The organism is Sphingobacterium cellulitidis (assembly GCF_043187465.1).
GTDB classification, from domain to species: domain Bacteria; phylum Bacteroidota; class Bacteroidia; order Sphingobacteriales; family Sphingobacteriaceae; genus Sphingobacterium; species Sphingobacterium cellulitidis.
In genome coordinates, this window is the sequence record NZ_CP171136.1 from 3,903,908 (window position 1) to 3,921,836 (window position 17,929).

Sequence of the window (17,929 nt, forward strand, 5' to 3'; positions counted from 1 at the left end):
ACATGACTATCAAGGAAGCTCAAGAAACCGTAGACCAATGGATAACAACAACAGGTGTTCGATACTTTAATGAATTAACCAACACCGCCATGCTAATGGAAGAAGTTGGTGAAGTTGCGCGTATTATGGCCAGAAAATACGGCGAACAATCCTTCAAAAAATCAGATGAAGAGGTCAACCTCGGCGATGAAATGGCAGATGTATTATTCGTCTTGATTTGCTTGGCAAATCAAACAGGCATCGACCTCACCAGCGCCTTGGAGAAAAACCTCGATAAGAAAAATATACGCGACGCAGACCGCCATAAAAACAACGAAAAACTCAAAGGAAAGGAATAAATCAACAATGTTCTCAAGAATCCCAGAGGGGTTCAATATTAGTAACAAACAGCCCGGAGCAATTGCAATCGCTTTAGCGATTGCAATTGCTCCGGGCTTATTTCATATTACATATCCTTCTACAAATAAACTCCTCTGGAGTTTATTCCCTGCCCCTCCAATATCTACATTTATAATCCGATACAAAAAGCAAGCTCGTATTCAACCAAATTACCCCCTACAAAAACCTAATAGAACTAACCATAGCCCATCTTCACCCCCACTCCGTCAGCGGTCTATCCCATTTACTATCTCACATCTCCCATCTCATATCTCACATCTATCCTATTAAAACTCAATCTCCGCATACAGCGGTAAATGATCAGAAGCATATTCCTCTTTGATCACATGATAAGTTTTCCACTTGAATTTCCTATTATTCAACACCATGATATAATCAATCTCATTCTTGGTATTCACATTTGGCGAAGTAGGTTGATTAGTTTTGGTATTTCTTACGAAATACTTTTCTAGGATCTGAATAGGTTTTGATTCCGGCTTAGCATTAAGGTCTCCCACTAGAATCAATGGCTTACTATACAACTCCCCGAGTTCATTAATAAATTCAGCTTGCGCAATTCGGTTCTCCTCTTTAAGGTCCAAATGTGTATTGGCAAGGGAAACAGTTTTACCCCCTGGAAGTTCCACATCTACGATTGCCAGAGAACGATTTTCACTTTTCACAGGCATTGGCAAGTCATAGCGTCTTTTTCCAACAATTTTATGTTTGCTTAAAATGAGAATCCCGTAGTATCCTTTCTCCAAATCAATACCTTTAGAGAAAAAATATTCCGTTCCAGTAAGTTCAGCAAGCTTTTCAGCTTGATTCATGAGTTCAGAACGGGACACATTGATGTCCACCTCCTGAATACCAATGATATCAGCTTTAGAGTCATTCACCACCTTGGCAATAGCCTCGATATCAATCGTATTTGGTTTTGATGGTGGATTGGCGTGATGGATATTATAGGTAAGAATCTTAACGGTTTGTGCTTTTAATTGAACTGCAACAAAAAGCAATAGGCATAGGCTTAAAAATCGCATAATATTAATTTTGAGTCAAGTTAATATAATTCATCTAATAATACCAATTTATTATCTTAGCGGCATGAAAAAACCTAATTTGATTTATTTATTCTTAATCGTCTTTTTTCTGGGTTCATGCTCAGTAAAACAACAAACTGCAACCGATCAAACAGAGTTTGAGAATGGCGCAGTTGTGACGGCTCACCCGATAGCATCCGAGGTGGGAGTAGAGATTTTAAAAAAGGGCGGAAATGCTGTTGATGCAGCAATTGCTGTAAAATTTGCGTTGGCAGTAGTCTATCCGAATGCAGGAAACCTTGGGGGCGGTGGATTTATGGTATACCGTGGTAAAGATGGCCAAGTAGCCTCTTTAGACTTCCGTGAAAAAGCGCCAGCAAAAGCTTCCCGTGACATGTACCTCGATAAAGATGGTAACCCTATTACAGATTTAAGCTTATATGGCCAATTGGCATCAGGCGTACCAGGATCGGTTGCCGGAATGGATGAAGCCTACAAAAAATATGGTAGTTTACCGTGGAAAAACCTTGTACAACCAGCTATTGAACTTGCTGAAAAAGGGTTCCCAATTACTGAACAACAAGCTGGTGAATTCAACCGTTACAAAGCACGCTTTCAAAAATTCAATCCGGAGGGTGCTGCCATCATTCGTGATGCAGAATGGAAAACCGGTGATAACTTTATACAAGCAGAACTCGCTGAAACCCTAAAACGTATTGCAGAACAAGGTAGAGATGGATTCTACAAAGGTAAAACGGCAGAATTTATCGTTGCTGAAATGAAAAAAGGCAATGGGATCATGAGTTTAAAGGACCTAGAAGATTATCAAGCTTCATGGAGAGATCCAATCGTAGGCATGTATAAAAACTATAAAGTAATTTCAATGCCGCCTCCATCCAGTGGTGGTGTGGCATTAATGGCATTACTTCAATCTGTAGAAAAATATCCTTTAGCAAAATGGGGCTTTCAACATGATAGCACTGTTCGTGCGATGGTCGAAGCGGAACGCCGCATTTACGCTGACAGAGCGACCCATTTAGGAGATCCTGATTATTACCGGGTACCTGTAGCCAACTTAACAGATGCTAAATTCAATCAAGAGAGAATGGCAATGGTAAGTTTGGACAAGGCAACTCCTAGTGATCAGGTAAAAGCGGCAAAGTTCCCAGGCTATGAATCAGAAGAAACCACGCATTATAGCATTGTAGATAAAGACGGAAATGCTGTTTCCTTAACTACTACCATTAATGGTTCTTATGGATCTTGTGTTTGGGTAGCTGGTGCAGGATTCCTATTGAACAATGAAATGGATGACTTCTCTGTAAAACCTGGTTCACCGAACATGTATGGCCTTCTTGGTGGTAAAGCAAATTCCATTGAGCCTGGAAAAAGAATGTTGAGCGCTATGACGCCAACCATTATTGAGGAAGATGGAAAATTGAAAATGGTTGTTGGTACCCCGGGAGGTTCAACTATTATCACATCGGTATTCCAAACCATCTTAAATGTATTGGAATTCGACATGACGGCTCAAGAATCCGTATCAGCGGCCCGCTTCCACCACCAATGGAAACCTGACGTAATCGACGTAGAAGCAAAAGCTATCGACTCAACAACACGAATTAGCCTGGAAGAAGATGGCTTCAAAATCAATAAAAGAGGCCCTATCGGCCGCGTAGAAAATATCGTCATCCTCAAAAACGGCAAACTCCAAACCGGAGCCGACCCAAGAGGCGATGATAAAGCGGTGGGCTACTAAATAGTAGATATGAGATTTGTGATAGTCAGACTATTATAAATCTCATATTTTTTTATTCATTTTTATCAAATTTGATTTCTCCTATCTCCCCTAATGATACCCCACATCATCCAACTTTCCTTTAAATACTCTGAACTGGATAATAAAGTAGATTACGACTAGGATAAAGGCTACTATAAACCAATATAAGCCTACTGAGAGGCCGTATTCATGTGCGGCGACGTTATATATCGTCAGAGAAGGGTTGATGCTATTGGTGGAAGGTAATACATTAGGGAATAAGGAGGCTACTGTAGTGGCGAAGCTTCCCAGGATAAACATGGTTGAGAAAAGGAATCCCATTCCATCTTTCTTGAATTTCTTAATCCAGAATTGTCCTACCAATCCAATGCCGGCAATCAGGGGAAAGATCCATAGCCAGGCATGTCCCATCAGGCTATTTAATGGAAAAGGTTTAACATATTGCCATAAGCCAGCAGTAACCAGCACCAAAATGGAAAGTGCGATATTCAACTTGAAGATAATACCTTTCAGCCTATCGTTCAGGCTAGTGGAGGTCTTCAAGATAATCCAGTTCCCACCATGAATGGTTAAAGTAATAACCGAAACTACTCCTAGTAATATGGTGAACCAATCGATAATACCATGAACTTCAGACATGGGGTCTAGCGTAGGATTCCATAATTGTAAAAAGAAATAATGTGGTTCTTGGGTGGATACACCATTTTCCACCATCCCTAGATTAACTCCACGAACAACATTTCCCAATGCTGCACCAAAAAATATAGCTAGGAATAAGCTGGCAATACCAAATGCTTTTTCCCAAAAGGTTTCCCATAATTTATTGTGGATTTGACCTCTCAATTCCAAGCCAACGGCGCGGAAAATCAGGAACCACAATACCAACATCAAGGGTAGGTAAAAGCCACTAAAGGCAGAAGCGTATAGGGTTGGAAAGGCAAAGAACAAAACCCCTCCTGAAGCAATCAACCATACTTCATTGGCATCCCAAAATGGACCTATTGCATTTCGGATGGCACTCTTCTCAACATCAGTTTTTGCAAATAATAGATGCACAATACCAGCCCCAAAGTCATATCCATCCAACACCACATACATGCCTAACATAAAAACCAAAACGATATACCAAAACATTTCCATAAGCTATGAATTTAGTGCTAAACTAGTTGCTGGTCCTTTTCTAATCATTTTCAATACCAACATCAAGAATAATAATCCGAGTAAAATATAGAGGCCCACAAAACCTAATAGTGTAAACAAAGTATTTCCGGAAGAAACGGTCGGCGAAACCCCATCAACCATTCGCATCAGATTATAAACCAACCAAGGTTGGCGACCTAATTCTGCCGTATACCAGCCTGCTGTATTGGCAATGTAGGGAAAGGGAATCATAAACATCAGAACCCACAAAATCCATTTAATTCGATACAACTTATCTTTCCATAAGAAAAATGCAGCAAGGATCATTATACCTATAAAGATGGTTCCCAATCCTGCCATAATATGGTAGCTATAATATAATCCAGGAACATTGGTAGGATGTATATCTTCATCAAATTCGTTTAACCCCTGAATGGTCGCATCCCAACGTTGATGGGTTAAAAAGCTTAATAATTTAGGAACTGCAATTTTATTATCCAGTTTCTTGTTTTCCATATCAGGCTGACCGATCAACACAATTTCAGATCCACCGGTTTCTGTTTCAAAAATCCCTTCCATGGCAGCAAAGGTTACTGGTTGATGTTTTACCACATTCTTGGCTAACATATCGCCAGTCGGAAAGGCTACAGCAATGGATGCAATCAATCCGAATACAACACCGGTCTTCAGGAATACTTTTCCATAATTAGTATGTTGATTGCTCAGCATATAAAAGGCGCCGACGGCGGAAACAAAAAAGGAGGCTGTCACTAAGGACCCTGCTTGATTATGTAAATATGAAGGCAACAGCCAAGGGTTGCTAAATAGTGCAGAGAAGTTATTCAAAACGAACTTACCATTTTCCAAGATCTCATAGCCTACAGGATGTTGCATCCAGGAATGCGTCGCGAGAATCAAATATCCCGATGCCCAGGAACCTATAAACACGAGCAGACCGGCCACAAAATGGAGCTTGTGCCCCAGGAGCTTCTCCCCGAAAATAAACATGCCTAAAAATGAAGACTCCAAAAAAAAGGAAAACATCCCCTCCATAGCCAAAGTTTGACCAATAATCCCTCCGGTCAATTCCGAAAACTTTGCCCAGTTGGTACCAAATTGAAATTCCATGGGAATTCCTGTAACCACGCCCATGGCAAAGTTCAGGGCGAAGATCTTCATCCAAAATTTGGCGGCATCATTGTAAATGATATTATTACTGCGCAGAAATTTCCACTTAAAATAGACAATCATCAGCGATAAGCCCATGGTCAATTGCGGAAAAAGGTAATGAAAGGTAATGGTAAAGGCGAACTGCAAGCGGTTGTAGAGGATCATATCTTCCATAAGACATTTTGTTTTGTGGTCGAACTTTCCTTAAAATTAGGTCATTGCAACTGAAAATCAAACTAATAAAGATATTTTACCATATTTAACTGAAATAAGGCTTAATGATGAAAATTTGATATCGCCGTGGGTAAATTAGGTGTTTGGAAGCTTATTCATCCAAATATTTATCTCCGAGTTGTTTATTGGCTTTGGCACCCAAGGTTTTGAGTTGTTCAATTTTGCGAATTACATTCCCAGGCCCCATACTTAGCTTCTTCATGGCATCTTCGTGCTTGTCCGAAGCTTTCTGAATAATGCCCTGCAGCTGATCCATGTCTTGCAAGAAACCCACAAACTTATCATATAACAGTCCGGCTTCCTTCGCTATTTCCAACACATTACGATTCTGCCGCTCTTGTTTCCAAACACTTGCAATCGTTCTTAGTGTAGCTAACAAGGTCGATGGACTCACAATAACTACGCGTCGATCCCAAGCCTCACTGAATAATTCTGCTTTATAATTAACAGCTAAGCTTAAGGAGGATTCTATGGGAATAAATAATAGCACAAAATCTGGGGATTGAATCCCATAAAGAGAATGGTAATCCTTTGCGGATAGCTCACGGACATGGTTTTCAATGGACTGAACATGTTGTTTGACAAAGAGTAATCTATCCTCCTCTGTATCAGCATTCACGGCACGTTCATAAGCTACCAAGGATAATTTGGCATCTACAATCAAGTGTTTCTCATCGGGAAGATAAATAACTGCATCGGGTTGAAATCTTTTCCCATCGGCTTCAACAACGGAGGCTTGCAGCTTATATTCCTGATCCTTAATCAATCCCGAACGTTCCAAGACACGTTCAAGAATTACCTCGCCCCAATTTCCTTGCTTCTTATTATCTCCCTTTAAGGCTTTGGCCAAATTATTGGCTTCATCCTTAATCTGAATACTTTGTTGCATCAATTGCTCAACGACTCCTTTGAGCACATTTCTTTCAGCTGATTCTTGTTGGTAGGATTTATCAACTTTTTCCTCAAACATCTTGATCTTCTCCTTCAAAGGATCCAAGACCTGAGAAATATTCTGTTGGTTAAGTTGGGTGAATTTAAAGGATTTCTCCTCTAAAATTTTATTGGCCATGACCTGGAACTCATTATTGAATTGGGTCTTCATATTCTCCATTTCAATCTTTTGTTCCTTTAGCCGTTCCTGTTGCGCATTCAAATAAGCATTTGAACCTTCTAAATTCCGTTCAACCGCCTGTCTAGCCAAGCTTTCTTCCCGAAGCTCTCGAGTTAACCGTTCCCGATCTGCAATCAATAGCTTCTCCCGTTCTTGAATTTTAGCAAATTCAACCTGTAAATCTTTGGAACTACCCTGTAACCTATTAAACTCTTCACGTGAAACAGAACTGGCATTGCGCCAAATCAAGAAGGCACAACCAACAATACTGAGTACTAATAATACGAGGTAGATAATTTCCACTATGTTGAGATTTTTAGAAAATTATTGTAGTTTTTGGTGTGTTTTCCACCATAGATCAGGCATTTCTCCGGCCACTGCTAATTGATAATCTTCATATCGGCATGGTACAAGATAAAAACGTTCATTCACCGATTTAGACCCAAAATAAGGGACTTGCATCCACCATCGGTCAGATTTCTTACTTTTTACGAATACAAGCTCATAATCTTCGGCCTCCAAGGTGATCCGGTAAATAATATAATTTGATTTCGGATACATAGGAGCATCCTTTTTACGACTATAATAGCCATCTATAAAACACCAGATCATTTGAGCAATCAACATCCCTGTCTGACCCATTGGATCAAAAGTTGGGTTATACTCATAAATTCCAAAGGAACTACACTTATCTGACATCCCCGCATACCGCGCTAACTGACAAGCCTCATCACCATATAAACCATTCGGTCCGGCATTTGCATTTCCACAGGCCTCCGAAGCACGAATCGCACCGATATCAAAACTTACCATATCCGCCGATCTGATAATAGGTTCTGCTTGATCTAATTTCCCCGAAAAACTACCCAATCGCAAGGCGTTAAAGAATAGTTTATCGTACATATTGATAGATTCCTTACTCACCAGGTAAGTTTGATAGCCAATATTGCTAAGATTGAATAAGTAATCCGGTTGATGAAGGATTAAATGATTTAGATAAGTCTGGGAATTCAAGGCCATATCTTCTGCATTGTCCTGGTCCAAGTCAAACCTGGAATCGATGATGGCAACATCAACCCTCTGCTCTAGATTTTCATATGCGGTATACTGCGCATAGGTTAAATCCTGACCACCACCAATCAATATGGGAAGAATATCCTTTTTCATTAATTCCTCCATGACCATTTTCACCGCAACATAAGTATCCTTTACTGTTGCTCCAGCTTTAATATTACCCAAATCGGCAATCTTCACGGTATAATCCCCTTGATAAAGATCATACAAGTGCTTTCTGACTAGATTAGGCCCTTTTTGCGTGCCATTGTTATTAACTGCAGCCCTTCCCTCTTCAATACCGAAAATCGCAATTTGAGGATATCCTGTTTCATCATCCCAAACTGGAAAATCATCTATATATTTTTGAATGGAATGACCAAATTGTGAATTATAATAATCTGTCGGAAGTCCTAATTCTTGAAGAGAAATGGGTGATAAAAAATCAGCTAAAGTCATATTGATTGTCTAAATCCTCAAATTTTATTGAGTTTATCCTATTGTATTTAGCAAATATGCATTTATTAACTTACTTTTGAGCTACATAATTTTTCAACAATAAGTTAGGAAGTGATTTTAGTAACTGGAGGAACAGGTTTTTTAGGGTCTACGTTATTGCAGTATCTCATTGATGATGGGCATAGTGTTATTGCATTAAAAAGAACAAGCTCTGTTATTCCCGACCCCTTAAAATCTTCATCGCTCATCCAATGGGTTGATGCCGAAATCACTGATTACTTCAGCTTGGAAGAAATTATCCCTAAAGTCGATCAGGTTTATCACTGCGCCGCAAAAGTATCTTACCAAAAAGAAGATGCCGCAGAGATCATAAAAACCAACGTTGAAGGTACCAAGCATATTGTCAATCTATGTCTTGAACATCAAAAGAGACTCCTGCATGTGAGTTCCATTGCAGCATTGGGATTTAGTAAAAAAGGACTAGCTGTTACGGAAAAAGATAAATGGGAATACAATCCCAAAATTTCCAAATATTCATTAGCGAAACATGAAAGCGAAATGGAGGTATGGCGGGGAATTGCAGAAGGCTTGGATGCCGTAATTGTAAATCCTTCTGTCATCATGGGAATTGGTTGGGGTGAAAAGGGTTCAAGAGCAATTTTCAATCTGGTAAATAAAGGGAATAAAATCTATCCATTAGGATCGGTTGGAATCGTAGATGTAAGCGATGTCGCAAAGATCATGATTCAGTTGATGAACAGCGACATTACGGCAGAGCGATACATCCTGAATGCGGAAAACATCAGCAATCAGGATTTACTGACCAAGATCAGCGGGTATTTGCAAAAGCCGGCTCCACATATCAAAGCCACCCCATTGATGTTGTCCCTTGCTTGGCGACTATCCAAAATCGGTTCTTTGTTAAGTGGTAAAAAACCTACTTTGACCGCAGAATCTGCTCGTGCAGCAAATAGTAAATTACAATATGACAACTCCAAAATAAGGGAAAAACTGGGTTATACTTTTAAACCATTGGATCAAACCTTAAAGGAAGTCTGTGAAGCATATTATATAAAGTAACAATCTAAACAAAATCATACAGTGAAAAATTATTACATCATAGACTTCGATAGCACTTTCACCCAAGTCGAAGCCCTAGACGAATTAGCCAGGATTTCTTTAGAAAATCATCCCGATCAGGAGAAAATATATAAAGAAATTGAGCGTTTCACCAATCTTGCCATGGAAGGAAAGATCTCTTTCCGTGAAAGTCTTGCTGGACGCGTAAGTCTTTTACAGGCGAATCGGGAACATTTGGATAAATTAATTACCCATTTAAAAAAGAAAGTCTCTAAATCATTTAGTAGAAATAAAGAGTTCTTCAGAGAACACTCAGACACTGCATGGATCGTTTCTGGCGGTTTTAAAGAGTTTATTACACCCGTAGTAAGTCCTTATCATATTAGAAAGGAAAACATCTATGCAAACACCTTTAAATTCGATACTGAAGGAAATATTATCGGTTACGATGAAGAAAATCCTTTATCGGACGAAGGTGGAAAAGTAAAGCTCTTAAAACAACTGAATATCAACGGCAAAATCTTCGGCATTGGGGATGGTTACTCAGACTTCCAATTAAAAGAATCCGGCCTGATTGAGAAGTTCTATGCTTTTACTGAAAACATCTCAAGACAGTCTGTTACGGATAAAGCCGATCATATTGCACCTAGCTTTGATGAGTTCCTGTATGTGAATGACCTTCCTCGCGCAATCTCCTATCCTAAAAACAGAATTCTTTGTCTTATTGTAGGGGATGTTCCTGAAATTGCAGCACACATCCTTAAAAGAGATGGTTTTTCAATCCGCATCAAGGAGACCTTGGAAGAAAAATATGTAAAGGATGTTGGTATGCTTTTGCTAGGACATGGAGAGACAATTTCTGACGAGGTTCTTGCGCGTGCTGATAAATTGAAAACCATTGGTTATCTAGGTGATGTGAAAGGACATCTTTCTAAAGCCATCTGTAATGAAAAGGGAATCGTGGTTTTTGACGATAAAAAGAATAAAAAGAGAAATGCAGAATATATTCCTCGTCGGATGGCAAATTTCATCAATAATGGCGACACCGATCAAAGCAGGAATTTCCCTAATCTAACTTTACCAAACTTAACTCGCGCCCATAGATTGTTGCATATCCATAATAATGTCCCTGGGATTATGGCTCAGATCAACAAAATCTACGCAGAAAACAATATCAATATCTTCTCGCAGTTCTTAATGACTCGTGGAGAAATAGGTTATGCGGTCACCGATATCGATGCTGCATATGATAAACAAATGTTAAAGCAGTTAAAACAGGTAGATCATACCATTAAATTCAGAATACTATATAAGTAAAGAAAGTTTTTGTCTAAAAAGCATGGATAAACTAATGTTTTGGTTTGAGCCAAAACCTATGCCGACAATAGCATGTATAGGGAGTAAATAACGAAAATTGTTTATTTAGCTTTTTAGACAAACTTTCTTTTATTTTTGAAATTTCCAACCTCTCAACTTGGAAATCTGTTTACTCCATTTCCGGTTTATCCTTAACCAGTTTTTGAAACCAATCATAGGATACTAAATAACTAACGCCTTTAATATCTAATAAATTGTATTTTTTTGGCTAATTTTTCTATTAAGAATAGTTTAAACCCCTACAGGTAAAAAGTTTTTCCGGGAGTAAAAACCATGTCAATTGGCACATCCCATTCTGATATATCATCAATCTTATCCACAGGTTGAAAGTAAGAAATACCAGCCTTCATTACCGTAGACTTGCAGCTTGCAAAAAAACGATCGTAGAATCCTTTGCCATAGCCGACTCTATTACCAGACTTGTCCAGCACCAACAATGGTGTCAATACCGCATCAATGGCTTCTACATCTACTTCTAGGGCATTTGCTGGCTCTGGAATTCCCCAAGCATTACAAGCTAACTCGGTTTCTTTATCAAAGATAAAGTGTTTGAGTTCATGCGTCTCAAAATCGGATCGGGAGATCACAATTTTAATATGGGGATGCTTAGCCCAGATCCAATGAATAAACTTTAACGTATCATACTCCTTAAACTTTGCTATGGCCAAATAGCAATGCAAGAATTGAATGGAGGACCAATCATATCGGATTAGTTCTTCAAAAATCAATTTATCTAATGAAATCACCTCCTCCAGATCCAGATCATTGCGTTTCTGTTTATAGAGGGTCCTTAATGTTGTTTTATTCATCTGCAGATAAAAAAAATCGGCCTTGAAGCTTGGGAGCTAACAAGACCGAATAATCAACCTAAACCTAAGATCTTATTTTACACGCTCCATATAATCACCAGTACGTGTATCTACTTTTACACGATCACCTTGATTAATAAATAACGGAACGCGAATTTCTACACCAGTTTCCACAGTCGCGCTCTTCAATGCATTCGTTGAAGTATCACCTTTTACTGCAGGTTCGGTATACGTAATTTCTAATTCCACACTTGCAGGAGTTTGTGCCATAATTGCTTCTTCACTTTCAAAAGCAACAATAACATTCATTCCTTCTTTCAAGAATCTTGCTGAATCTCCGAAAAGTGCTTTTGGAATATTGAATTGCTCGTAAGTTTCATTATCCATCACTACGAAAAATTCGCCATCCTCATATAAATACTGATAGTCATTAGTCTCTACACGAGCAATTTCTACCTCTTCATCTGTTCTGAATCTGTATTCTACTAATTTTCCAGTCTTTACGTTACGCATTCTAGCTTGATAAAATGCACGTAAGTTTCCTGGGGTACGATGAATATATTCCTCTACCGATACTAACTCCCCATTAAAACGAAGTATATTTCCACTCTTTACGTCTGAAGCCTTTGCCATATTATTATTTTATTTCTTTCGCAAATATAAAAAAATCATGTTTCACCTGAAACATGCCCTTGCCCATTACTTATAATCAAGAATCTGCAATTGTTCATTACAGAAACTATATTCATGTTCTTGGTTGGATCCAATGATCAAAATCCGTTCACTATTGGTAAGTTTCAATAAATCCCGATACCATTTTTCTCCTTCTCGATCCAAATTGCTTGTAGGTTCATCCAAGAATAACAAATTACTTTGAGAACAACAAGCTAAAATCAATTTTACCCGTTGTTTCATGCCTGATGAAAAATGTCGGATATCCTTTTCGAAGGTATTCTTGGCAAATCCTAGGGTTTCCTTCACTCGTTCCAAGTCAAAACCTCCCAAATAGGATTTGAATTTAAAATGAAATGCCAACATTTCATTCAAGGAATACTCTTCAATCAATTCAACATAAGGCGCAGCAAGGCTCATCTTTTGGAATACTTGTTCTATGGCTAGTTCGTTTCCATTCTCCTCATACCGAAGATTTCCTTCGCTTGCGGTCAGGGCACCTGTTAATACTTTGATGAGGGTGGATTTTCCAGATCCATTTGGACCAAGGATAGCATAGCTGTTTCCAAAAGAAAAGGTATAATCGAGATATCTAAAAATCCATTCTCTATTATACCTCCTACCAATATCTTGTAAAATTATATTCAAATAGTCGAATAATTTATTGTTATATACTCGATTTACCTTGTCCGAATCCTTTGACTACTCCTCGATTTGATGCTCGAACGAATCCTAGGATTTCATCTCTTAATTCTGTTGCCTCAAATTCAGCTTCCACAATATCCAAGGCTTTTCCTAAGTTACTATGTTGAACAAACAAAACCCGATAAATATTCTGGATTTCGTTGATTTGCTCATTCGAGAAACCTCTCCTTCTTAACCCTACGGAGTTAATACCTGCATAGGAAATAGGCTCTCTAGCTGCTTTGATATATGGAGGAACATCTTTTCTAACCAATGTACCACCGGTTACAAAAGCATGTGATCCAATCTTACAAAACTGATGTACCGCAACCATTCCCGCCAACACGACATAATCACCTACTGTAATATGCCCTGCTAAGGTACTGGAGTTGGAGAAAATACAATTATCACCAATAAAGCAATCATGTGCTATATGGCTATAAGCTTGAATCAAGCAGTTTTTACCAATTACTGTGCGGTATCTGTCTTTTGTACCTCTATTGATGGTAACACATTCACGGATGGTGGTATTATCACCGATTTCCGCGGTTGTGATTTCACCTTCGAATTTAAGATCCTGAGGTTCTCCTGAAATAACAGCTCCTGGAAAAATCTTACAATTTTTCCCGATTCGTGCACCATTCATAATGGTTACATTCGAGCCTATCCAAGTTCCTTCACCAATCTCTACATCTTTATGAATGGTTGAGAAGGGTTCAATAACCACATTCTGTGCAATCTTTGCCTCAGGATGTATGTATGATAATGGTTGAATCATTCTTTATTAAATTATCCTTTGACCTTTACAATCTGGGCCATTAATTCTGCTTCACTTACCACCTTGTCGCCTACCATACCAACGCCTTTCATTCTGGCAATCCCCCTACGGATTGGCTCCAACAACTCACAAGTGAAGATTACGGTATCTCCTGGCACCACTTGATTCTTAAATCTTGCATTCTCAATCTTTAAGAATAAAGTCAACCAGTTTTCTGGGTCAGGGACTGTATTTAACACCAAAATACCGCCTGTTTGTGCCATTGCTTCAATCTGCAAGACACCCGGAAACAATGGTGCTCCTGGGAAATGACCCATAAACAAATCCTCGTTCATGGTGACATTCTTCAAACCAACCACATGGGTCTGCGATAATTCCAAAATCTTATCAATCATCAAAAATGGTTGACGATGTGGAAGTATATTCATGATTTGAACAGTATCATAAACCGGAGGTGTATTCGGATCATATACCTTTACGTTCTTTTTATTCTTTTCACGTTTGATTTGTCCTTTGATGCGTTTCGCAAAGGCAACATTCGCTGCATGCCCAGGACGCGCTGCCATGATATGTCCTTTTATTGGCTTTCCTACCAAGGCCAAGTCACCAATCATGTCCAACAACTTATGTCGTGCAGGCTCGTTCTGATAACGTAAGGAGATATTATTCAAAATCCCCTCCTGAGCAACCTCAACACGTTTATGGAACAAATCCTGTAGCTTATCCAGTTCGCCTTCAGACACTTCCTTATCTACTATAACGATCGCATTCGACAAATCGCCACCTTTGATTAAATTTTGACTAACCAAAGCTTCTAGTTCATGCAAGAAACAGAAGGTACGTGAGCCTGCAATTTCCTTGCTGAACTCATCCAAATCACTAATGGAAGCATGTTGACTTCCCAATACTGGGGAATTAAAATCAATCATACAGGTAATGCGATAGCCATCAACTGGCATCGCTACGATCTCAACCTTATTTTCAGGATCGGTATAGTGGATATTATCTGTTACTTCAAAAAAATCACGATCTGCATCCTGATCTTGAAATCCAACTTCTTGGATTTTCTCAATAAATATTGCGGAACTCCCGTCCAATATTGGAACCTCAGGAGCGTCAATTTCAATTAATATATTATCCAATTGCAAACCTACCAATGCTGCCATCAAATGTTCGATGGTACTTACAGAAGCGCCGTTTTGAGAAATTGTAGTTCCCCTTGCGGTGTTGCTCACATTATCAACATCCACATTTACAATTGGTTGACCCTCTAAATCTACTCGTTTAAACTTGTACCAGTGGTTTTCAGCAGCAGGTTTTAACGTCACATTTACTTGTTTACCCGTGTGAAGACCCACGCCCGAAAAATGGACATCAGATTTAATGGTTCTCTGTTTTACATTCATATCTAACATTCGTGTTTTGCAAAAAATTATCCTGTAAAGTTAGCTATTATTTTTATCATTTAATTGCCTTTCTAACTCCGCAATGCGTTTTTCAAGCTCAGGAAGCTTGGAATATAACACCTGGGAACGAAGCTCATTGTTGTATGGAAATGCCGGACTGCCTCCCCATTTCTTGTTCTCTTCCAAGATGGAACGATTAATACCTGACTGTGCTTGCACCTGACTTCCTTTGGCAATATTAATATGGCCAACAACACCAACCTGACCACCTAACACCACATTCTCACCAATTTTGGTACTACCTGAAACTCCGGTCTGTGCCGCAATTACTGTATTCGCCCCGATCTCAACATTATGTGCAATCTGTATAAGGTTATCTAACTTAACCCCTTTCAAAATGCGAGTCGAACCTAAGGTCGCCCTGTCAATCACAGTGTTAGCACCAATTTCAACATCGTCCTCAATAATAACATTCCCAATCTGTGGGATTTTATCATAGGAACCATCTTCTTTTGGAGCAAACCCAAATCCATCACTTCCAATCACTGAACCGGCATGAATAATCACGCGATTTCCTACAACACAATCTTTGTATACCTTAACACCCGGCAACAAAACCGTATTGTCTCCAATTTTCACATCATCCCCAATATAAACTTGAGGATAGATTTTCACATGGTTACCGATAACCACATTCTTTCCGATATAACTGAATGCTCCAATATATGGTTCTTGACCAATACTAGAACTTTCATGGATATAAACTTGTTCATCGATGCCACTTCTTTCATTTCTCATGGCATCATATAATTTCAACAACTCTGTAAAGGCCGAATAAGCATTCTTTACACGAATTAAGGTTGATTTTACAGGCTTCTGCAAGGGAAGATCCTCATTGATAACTATAATCCCTGCACCTGAATCATATATATAGTGTTCATACTTCGGATTCGCCAAAAAAGTCAAACTCTTAGCACCAGCCTCTTCAATCTTAGACAGCTGGTCCACTAAGGTCTCAGGATTCCCTTCTACTTTTCCTTTTAATAATGTCGCTATTTGTTCCGCGGTAAATTGCATTAAGTAATACTTGTATTTTAATTGTTAATAATCATTTGTGGGCTCGAAGAAATCAACCCTATTTCCTTAGGGTAGGTAATGGCATATTTTTCAACGCGTCTAGATAAAGACTCGATGTTTGATAAATCAGAAGCTTCTGCAATATCCAGCAGTTGCCCATCTTTCATCAAGACACAAATCTTACTGACCGAAGAGTCGTATGCATTATTTCCAATCACCTGTTGATAAAATAAATAATCCAATTCATTTTCAGAAAGATTAAATCTCAACTTCACTTTTGCTTTCAAGTCTGACACATATTCTTCTGAAAATGGCGTATTGCTTAATTCAGTTCGGAATAGCTCTCGTCGCACTAATTTGGAACATAACATACTCAATATCTGATCGTCATGGTTGGCCCAAATTTTTATTGCCGATAAAATATCCGTGTCGTCTAAACGAGTAAACCATTCCAAATGCGACTCATCTAAAAGAAAAGTTTGCTTATCTATTTTATTATTCAAAAAATGATCCAAGGCAGGTGTTGCAAACAACTTAACCCCTCTATTACTCAACTCCTTGGCTCTGGCTAATGCTTTAATCAACATCTGTTCGGCAGTAATCACTGTCTTATGAAGATAAACCTGCCAATACATCAATCGCCGGGCAATCAAAAATTTCTCTACCGAATAAATCCCTTTCGCTTCAACGACCAGTTCATCATCCTTCACATTCAGCATCTTGATAATCCGATCAAAGGATATCACTCCTTCGGAAACACCAGTAAAAAAACTATCCCTATTCAAATAATCCATCCGATCTGTATCTAATTGACTCGATACCAGTTGGTGCAAGAATTTACGGGGATATTGATCGTTAAATATGGTAATTGCCAGATTTAATTTCCCTGCAAACTCCTCATTCAACTTATCCATTAATAATTCAGAGATAAGCTCATGCGAAACGCCTTCCACCAGGGTGTGTTCCAAGGAATGTGAGAACGGACCATGCCCTACATCGTGCAGGAGAATAGCCGCTAAAGCAGCTTCTTCTTCCACTTCGGAAATCGGCACATCCTTTCCACGCAGAGTTTCAATGGCTAAGCTCATCAGATGCATTGCACCTACAACATGTTGAAATCGAGTATGTAATGCTCCGGGATAAACCAAATGAGTCATGCTGACCTGCTTGATGTAGCGAAGTCTTTGCAAGAATGGATGTTGGATGAGGTCATAAATAAACCCTGACGGGATCGTAACAAAACCGTAAACAGGATCATTTATTATTTTCTTCTTGTTCAAATGCCTAAAATAGAGTTAAAAACCCAGCCTAATCCATATGTACTACATTGTATATTATGGCTAAGATACGGGCAAAGATACATACATGGTACTTAATTAATGTTAAAAAAAAACCAAAAAGGTTGAAATTGAACCTAAATACCGACAATCAGTTACAACATTTTTAATTTTATTCCACTTATCCATTAAAACCTAGCCCTAATACCCAATCGAAAACCCCACTAAACCCCACACAACAACCAGATTATCAAGCATTAATATCGAATCACAGTATTTTTATTTCACGTTTAAACATAAACCAGTATCGATATTAAAGAAATTGACAAATTTTGTCACAAAACAACATTTTAACCTACGTTTTATTTAAAAATCGTGTTAAATAAGGACTTAATTCAAAA

General features: G+C 38.8%; 16 protein-coding genes. 4 read left to right on the plus strand and 12 right to left on the minus strand.

The window, feature by feature from the left end; genetic code table 11:
- Positions 1–2 precede the first annotated feature (2 nt).
- Positions 3–338: a nucleotide pyrophosphohydrolase gene (locus ACF3OC_RS17085; protein ID WP_094258478.1), complete on the plus strand. Its 336-nt coding sequence runs from the start codon at positions 3–5 to the stop codon at positions 336–338.
- Between the two features lie 327 nt (positions 339–665).
- Here ACF3OC_RS17085 and ACF3OC_RS17090 read toward each other — a convergent pair whose 3' ends face one another.
- A complete protein-coding gene (locus ACF3OC_RS17090; protein WP_094258477.1) occupies positions 666–1,421 on the minus strand; it encodes an endonuclease/exonuclease/phosphatase family protein in 756 nt (251 codons plus the stop codon).
- 64 nt (positions 1,422–1,485) lie between these two features.
- On the opposite strand from ACF3OC_RS17090, the gene ggt reads away from it, so the two are divergent.
- Positions 1,486–3,180: a gamma-glutamyltransferase gene (ggt, locus tag ACF3OC_RS17095; protein ID WP_094258476.1), complete on the plus strand. Its 1,695-nt coding sequence runs from the start codon at positions 1,486–1,488 to the stop codon at positions 3,178–3,180.
- A 90-nt stretch (positions 3,181–3,270) separates the two neighbouring features.
- On the opposite strand, the gene cydB is transcribed toward ggt, so the two are convergent.
- From cydB to ACF3OC_RS17115, 4 genes are all read right to left on the minus strand, one after another.
- Entirely contained in the window at positions 3,271–4,341 is a 1,071-nt protein-coding gene (gene cydB / locus ACF3OC_RS17100; RefSeq protein ID WP_094258475.1) for a cytochrome d ubiquinol oxidase subunit II, read from the minus strand.
- Positions 4,342–4,344: 3 nt separating this feature from the next.
- Positions 4,345–5,685 carry a cytochrome ubiquinol oxidase subunit I gene (locus ACF3OC_RS17105; protein WP_094258474.1) on the minus strand — a complete coding sequence of 447 codons (1,341 nt, stop codon included), beginning with the start codon at positions 5,683–5,685 and terminating at the stop codon, positions 4,345–4,347.
- A 151-nt stretch (positions 5,686–5,836) separates the two neighbouring features.
- The gene (locus ACF3OC_RS17110; RefSeq protein ID WP_094280582.1) at positions 5,837–7,159 is read right to left on the minus strand and encodes a DNA recombination protein RmuC; all 1,323 of its coding nucleotides are present in this window, start codon (positions 7,157–7,159) and stop codon (positions 5,837–5,839) included.
- A 21-nt stretch (positions 7,160–7,180) separates the two neighbouring features.
- Positions 7,181–8,368: a formimidoylglutamase gene (locus tag ACF3OC_RS17115; RefSeq protein ID WP_392470122.1), complete on the minus strand. Its 1,188-nt coding sequence runs from the start codon at positions 8,366–8,368 to the stop codon at positions 7,181–7,183.
- Positions 8,369–8,479: 111 nt separating this feature from the next.
- Here ACF3OC_RS17115 and ACF3OC_RS17120 point away from each other — a divergent pair, with 111 nt between their 5' ends.
- Together ACF3OC_RS17120 and ACF3OC_RS17125 are read left to right on the plus strand one after the other, a co-directional pair.
- Complete coding sequence (locus ACF3OC_RS17120; protein WP_094258471.1) at positions 8,480–9,448, plus strand: NAD-dependent epimerase/dehydratase family protein; 969 nt, start codon at positions 8,480–8,482, stop codon at positions 9,446–9,448.
- A 21-nt stretch (positions 9,449–9,469) separates the two neighbouring features.
- Positions 9,470–10,765 carry an HAD-IB family phosphatase gene (locus ACF3OC_RS17125; protein WP_094258470.1) on the plus strand — a complete coding sequence of 432 codons (1,296 nt, stop codon included), beginning with the start codon at positions 9,470–9,472 and terminating at the stop codon, positions 10,763–10,765.
- A 299-nt stretch (positions 10,766–11,064) separates the two neighbouring features.
- Here the strand turns inward: ACF3OC_RS17125 and ACF3OC_RS17130 are convergent, their stop codons facing one another.
- From ACF3OC_RS17130 to ACF3OC_RS17160, 7 genes are all read right to left on the minus strand, one after another.
- Positions 11,065–11,634, minus strand: coding sequence for a 5-formyltetrahydrofolate cyclo-ligase (locus tag ACF3OC_RS17130; RefSeq protein ID WP_094280585.1), 570 nt, complete (start codon positions 11,632–11,634; stop codon positions 11,065–11,067).
- A 72-nt stretch (positions 11,635–11,706) separates the two neighbouring features.
- A complete protein-coding gene (gene efp, locus ACF3OC_RS17135; RefSeq protein WP_094258468.1) occupies positions 11,707–12,267 on the minus strand; it encodes an elongation factor P in 561 nt (186 codons plus the stop codon).
- Between the two features lie 66 nt (positions 12,268–12,333).
- Positions 12,334–12,954: an ATP-binding cassette domain-containing protein gene (locus tag ACF3OC_RS17140; RefSeq protein WP_182499097.1), complete on the minus strand. Its 621-nt coding sequence runs from the start codon at positions 12,952–12,954 to the stop codon at positions 12,334–12,336.
- A 19-nt stretch (positions 12,955–12,973) separates the two neighbouring features.
- Entirely contained in the window at positions 12,974–13,768 is a 795-nt protein-coding gene (lpxA, locus tag ACF3OC_RS17145) for an acyl-ACP--UDP-N-acetylglucosamine O-acyltransferase (RefSeq protein ID WP_094258466.1), read from the minus strand.
- An 11-nt stretch (positions 13,769–13,779) separates the two neighbouring features.
- Complete coding sequence (locus ACF3OC_RS17150; RefSeq protein WP_179221451.1) at positions 13,780–15,174, minus strand: bifunctional UDP-3-O-[3-hydroxymyristoyl] N-acetylglucosamine deacetylase/3-hydroxyacyl-ACP dehydratase; 1,395 nt, start codon at positions 15,172–15,174, stop codon at positions 13,780–13,782.
- 39 nt (positions 15,175–15,213) lie between these two features.
- A complete protein-coding gene (gene lpxD / locus ACF3OC_RS17155) occupies positions 15,214–16,251 on the minus strand; it encodes a UDP-3-O-(3-hydroxymyristoyl)glucosamine N-acyltransferase (protein WP_094280588.1) in 1,038 nt (345 codons plus the stop codon).
- 17 nt (positions 16,252–16,268) lie between these two features.
- On the minus strand, positions 16,269–17,531 hold the full coding sequence (locus tag ACF3OC_RS17160) for an HD domain-containing protein (protein ID WP_182499098.1): 1,263 nt from the start codon (positions 17,529–17,531) through the stop codon (positions 16,269–16,271).
- Positions 17,532–17,929: the final 398 nt, after the last annotated feature.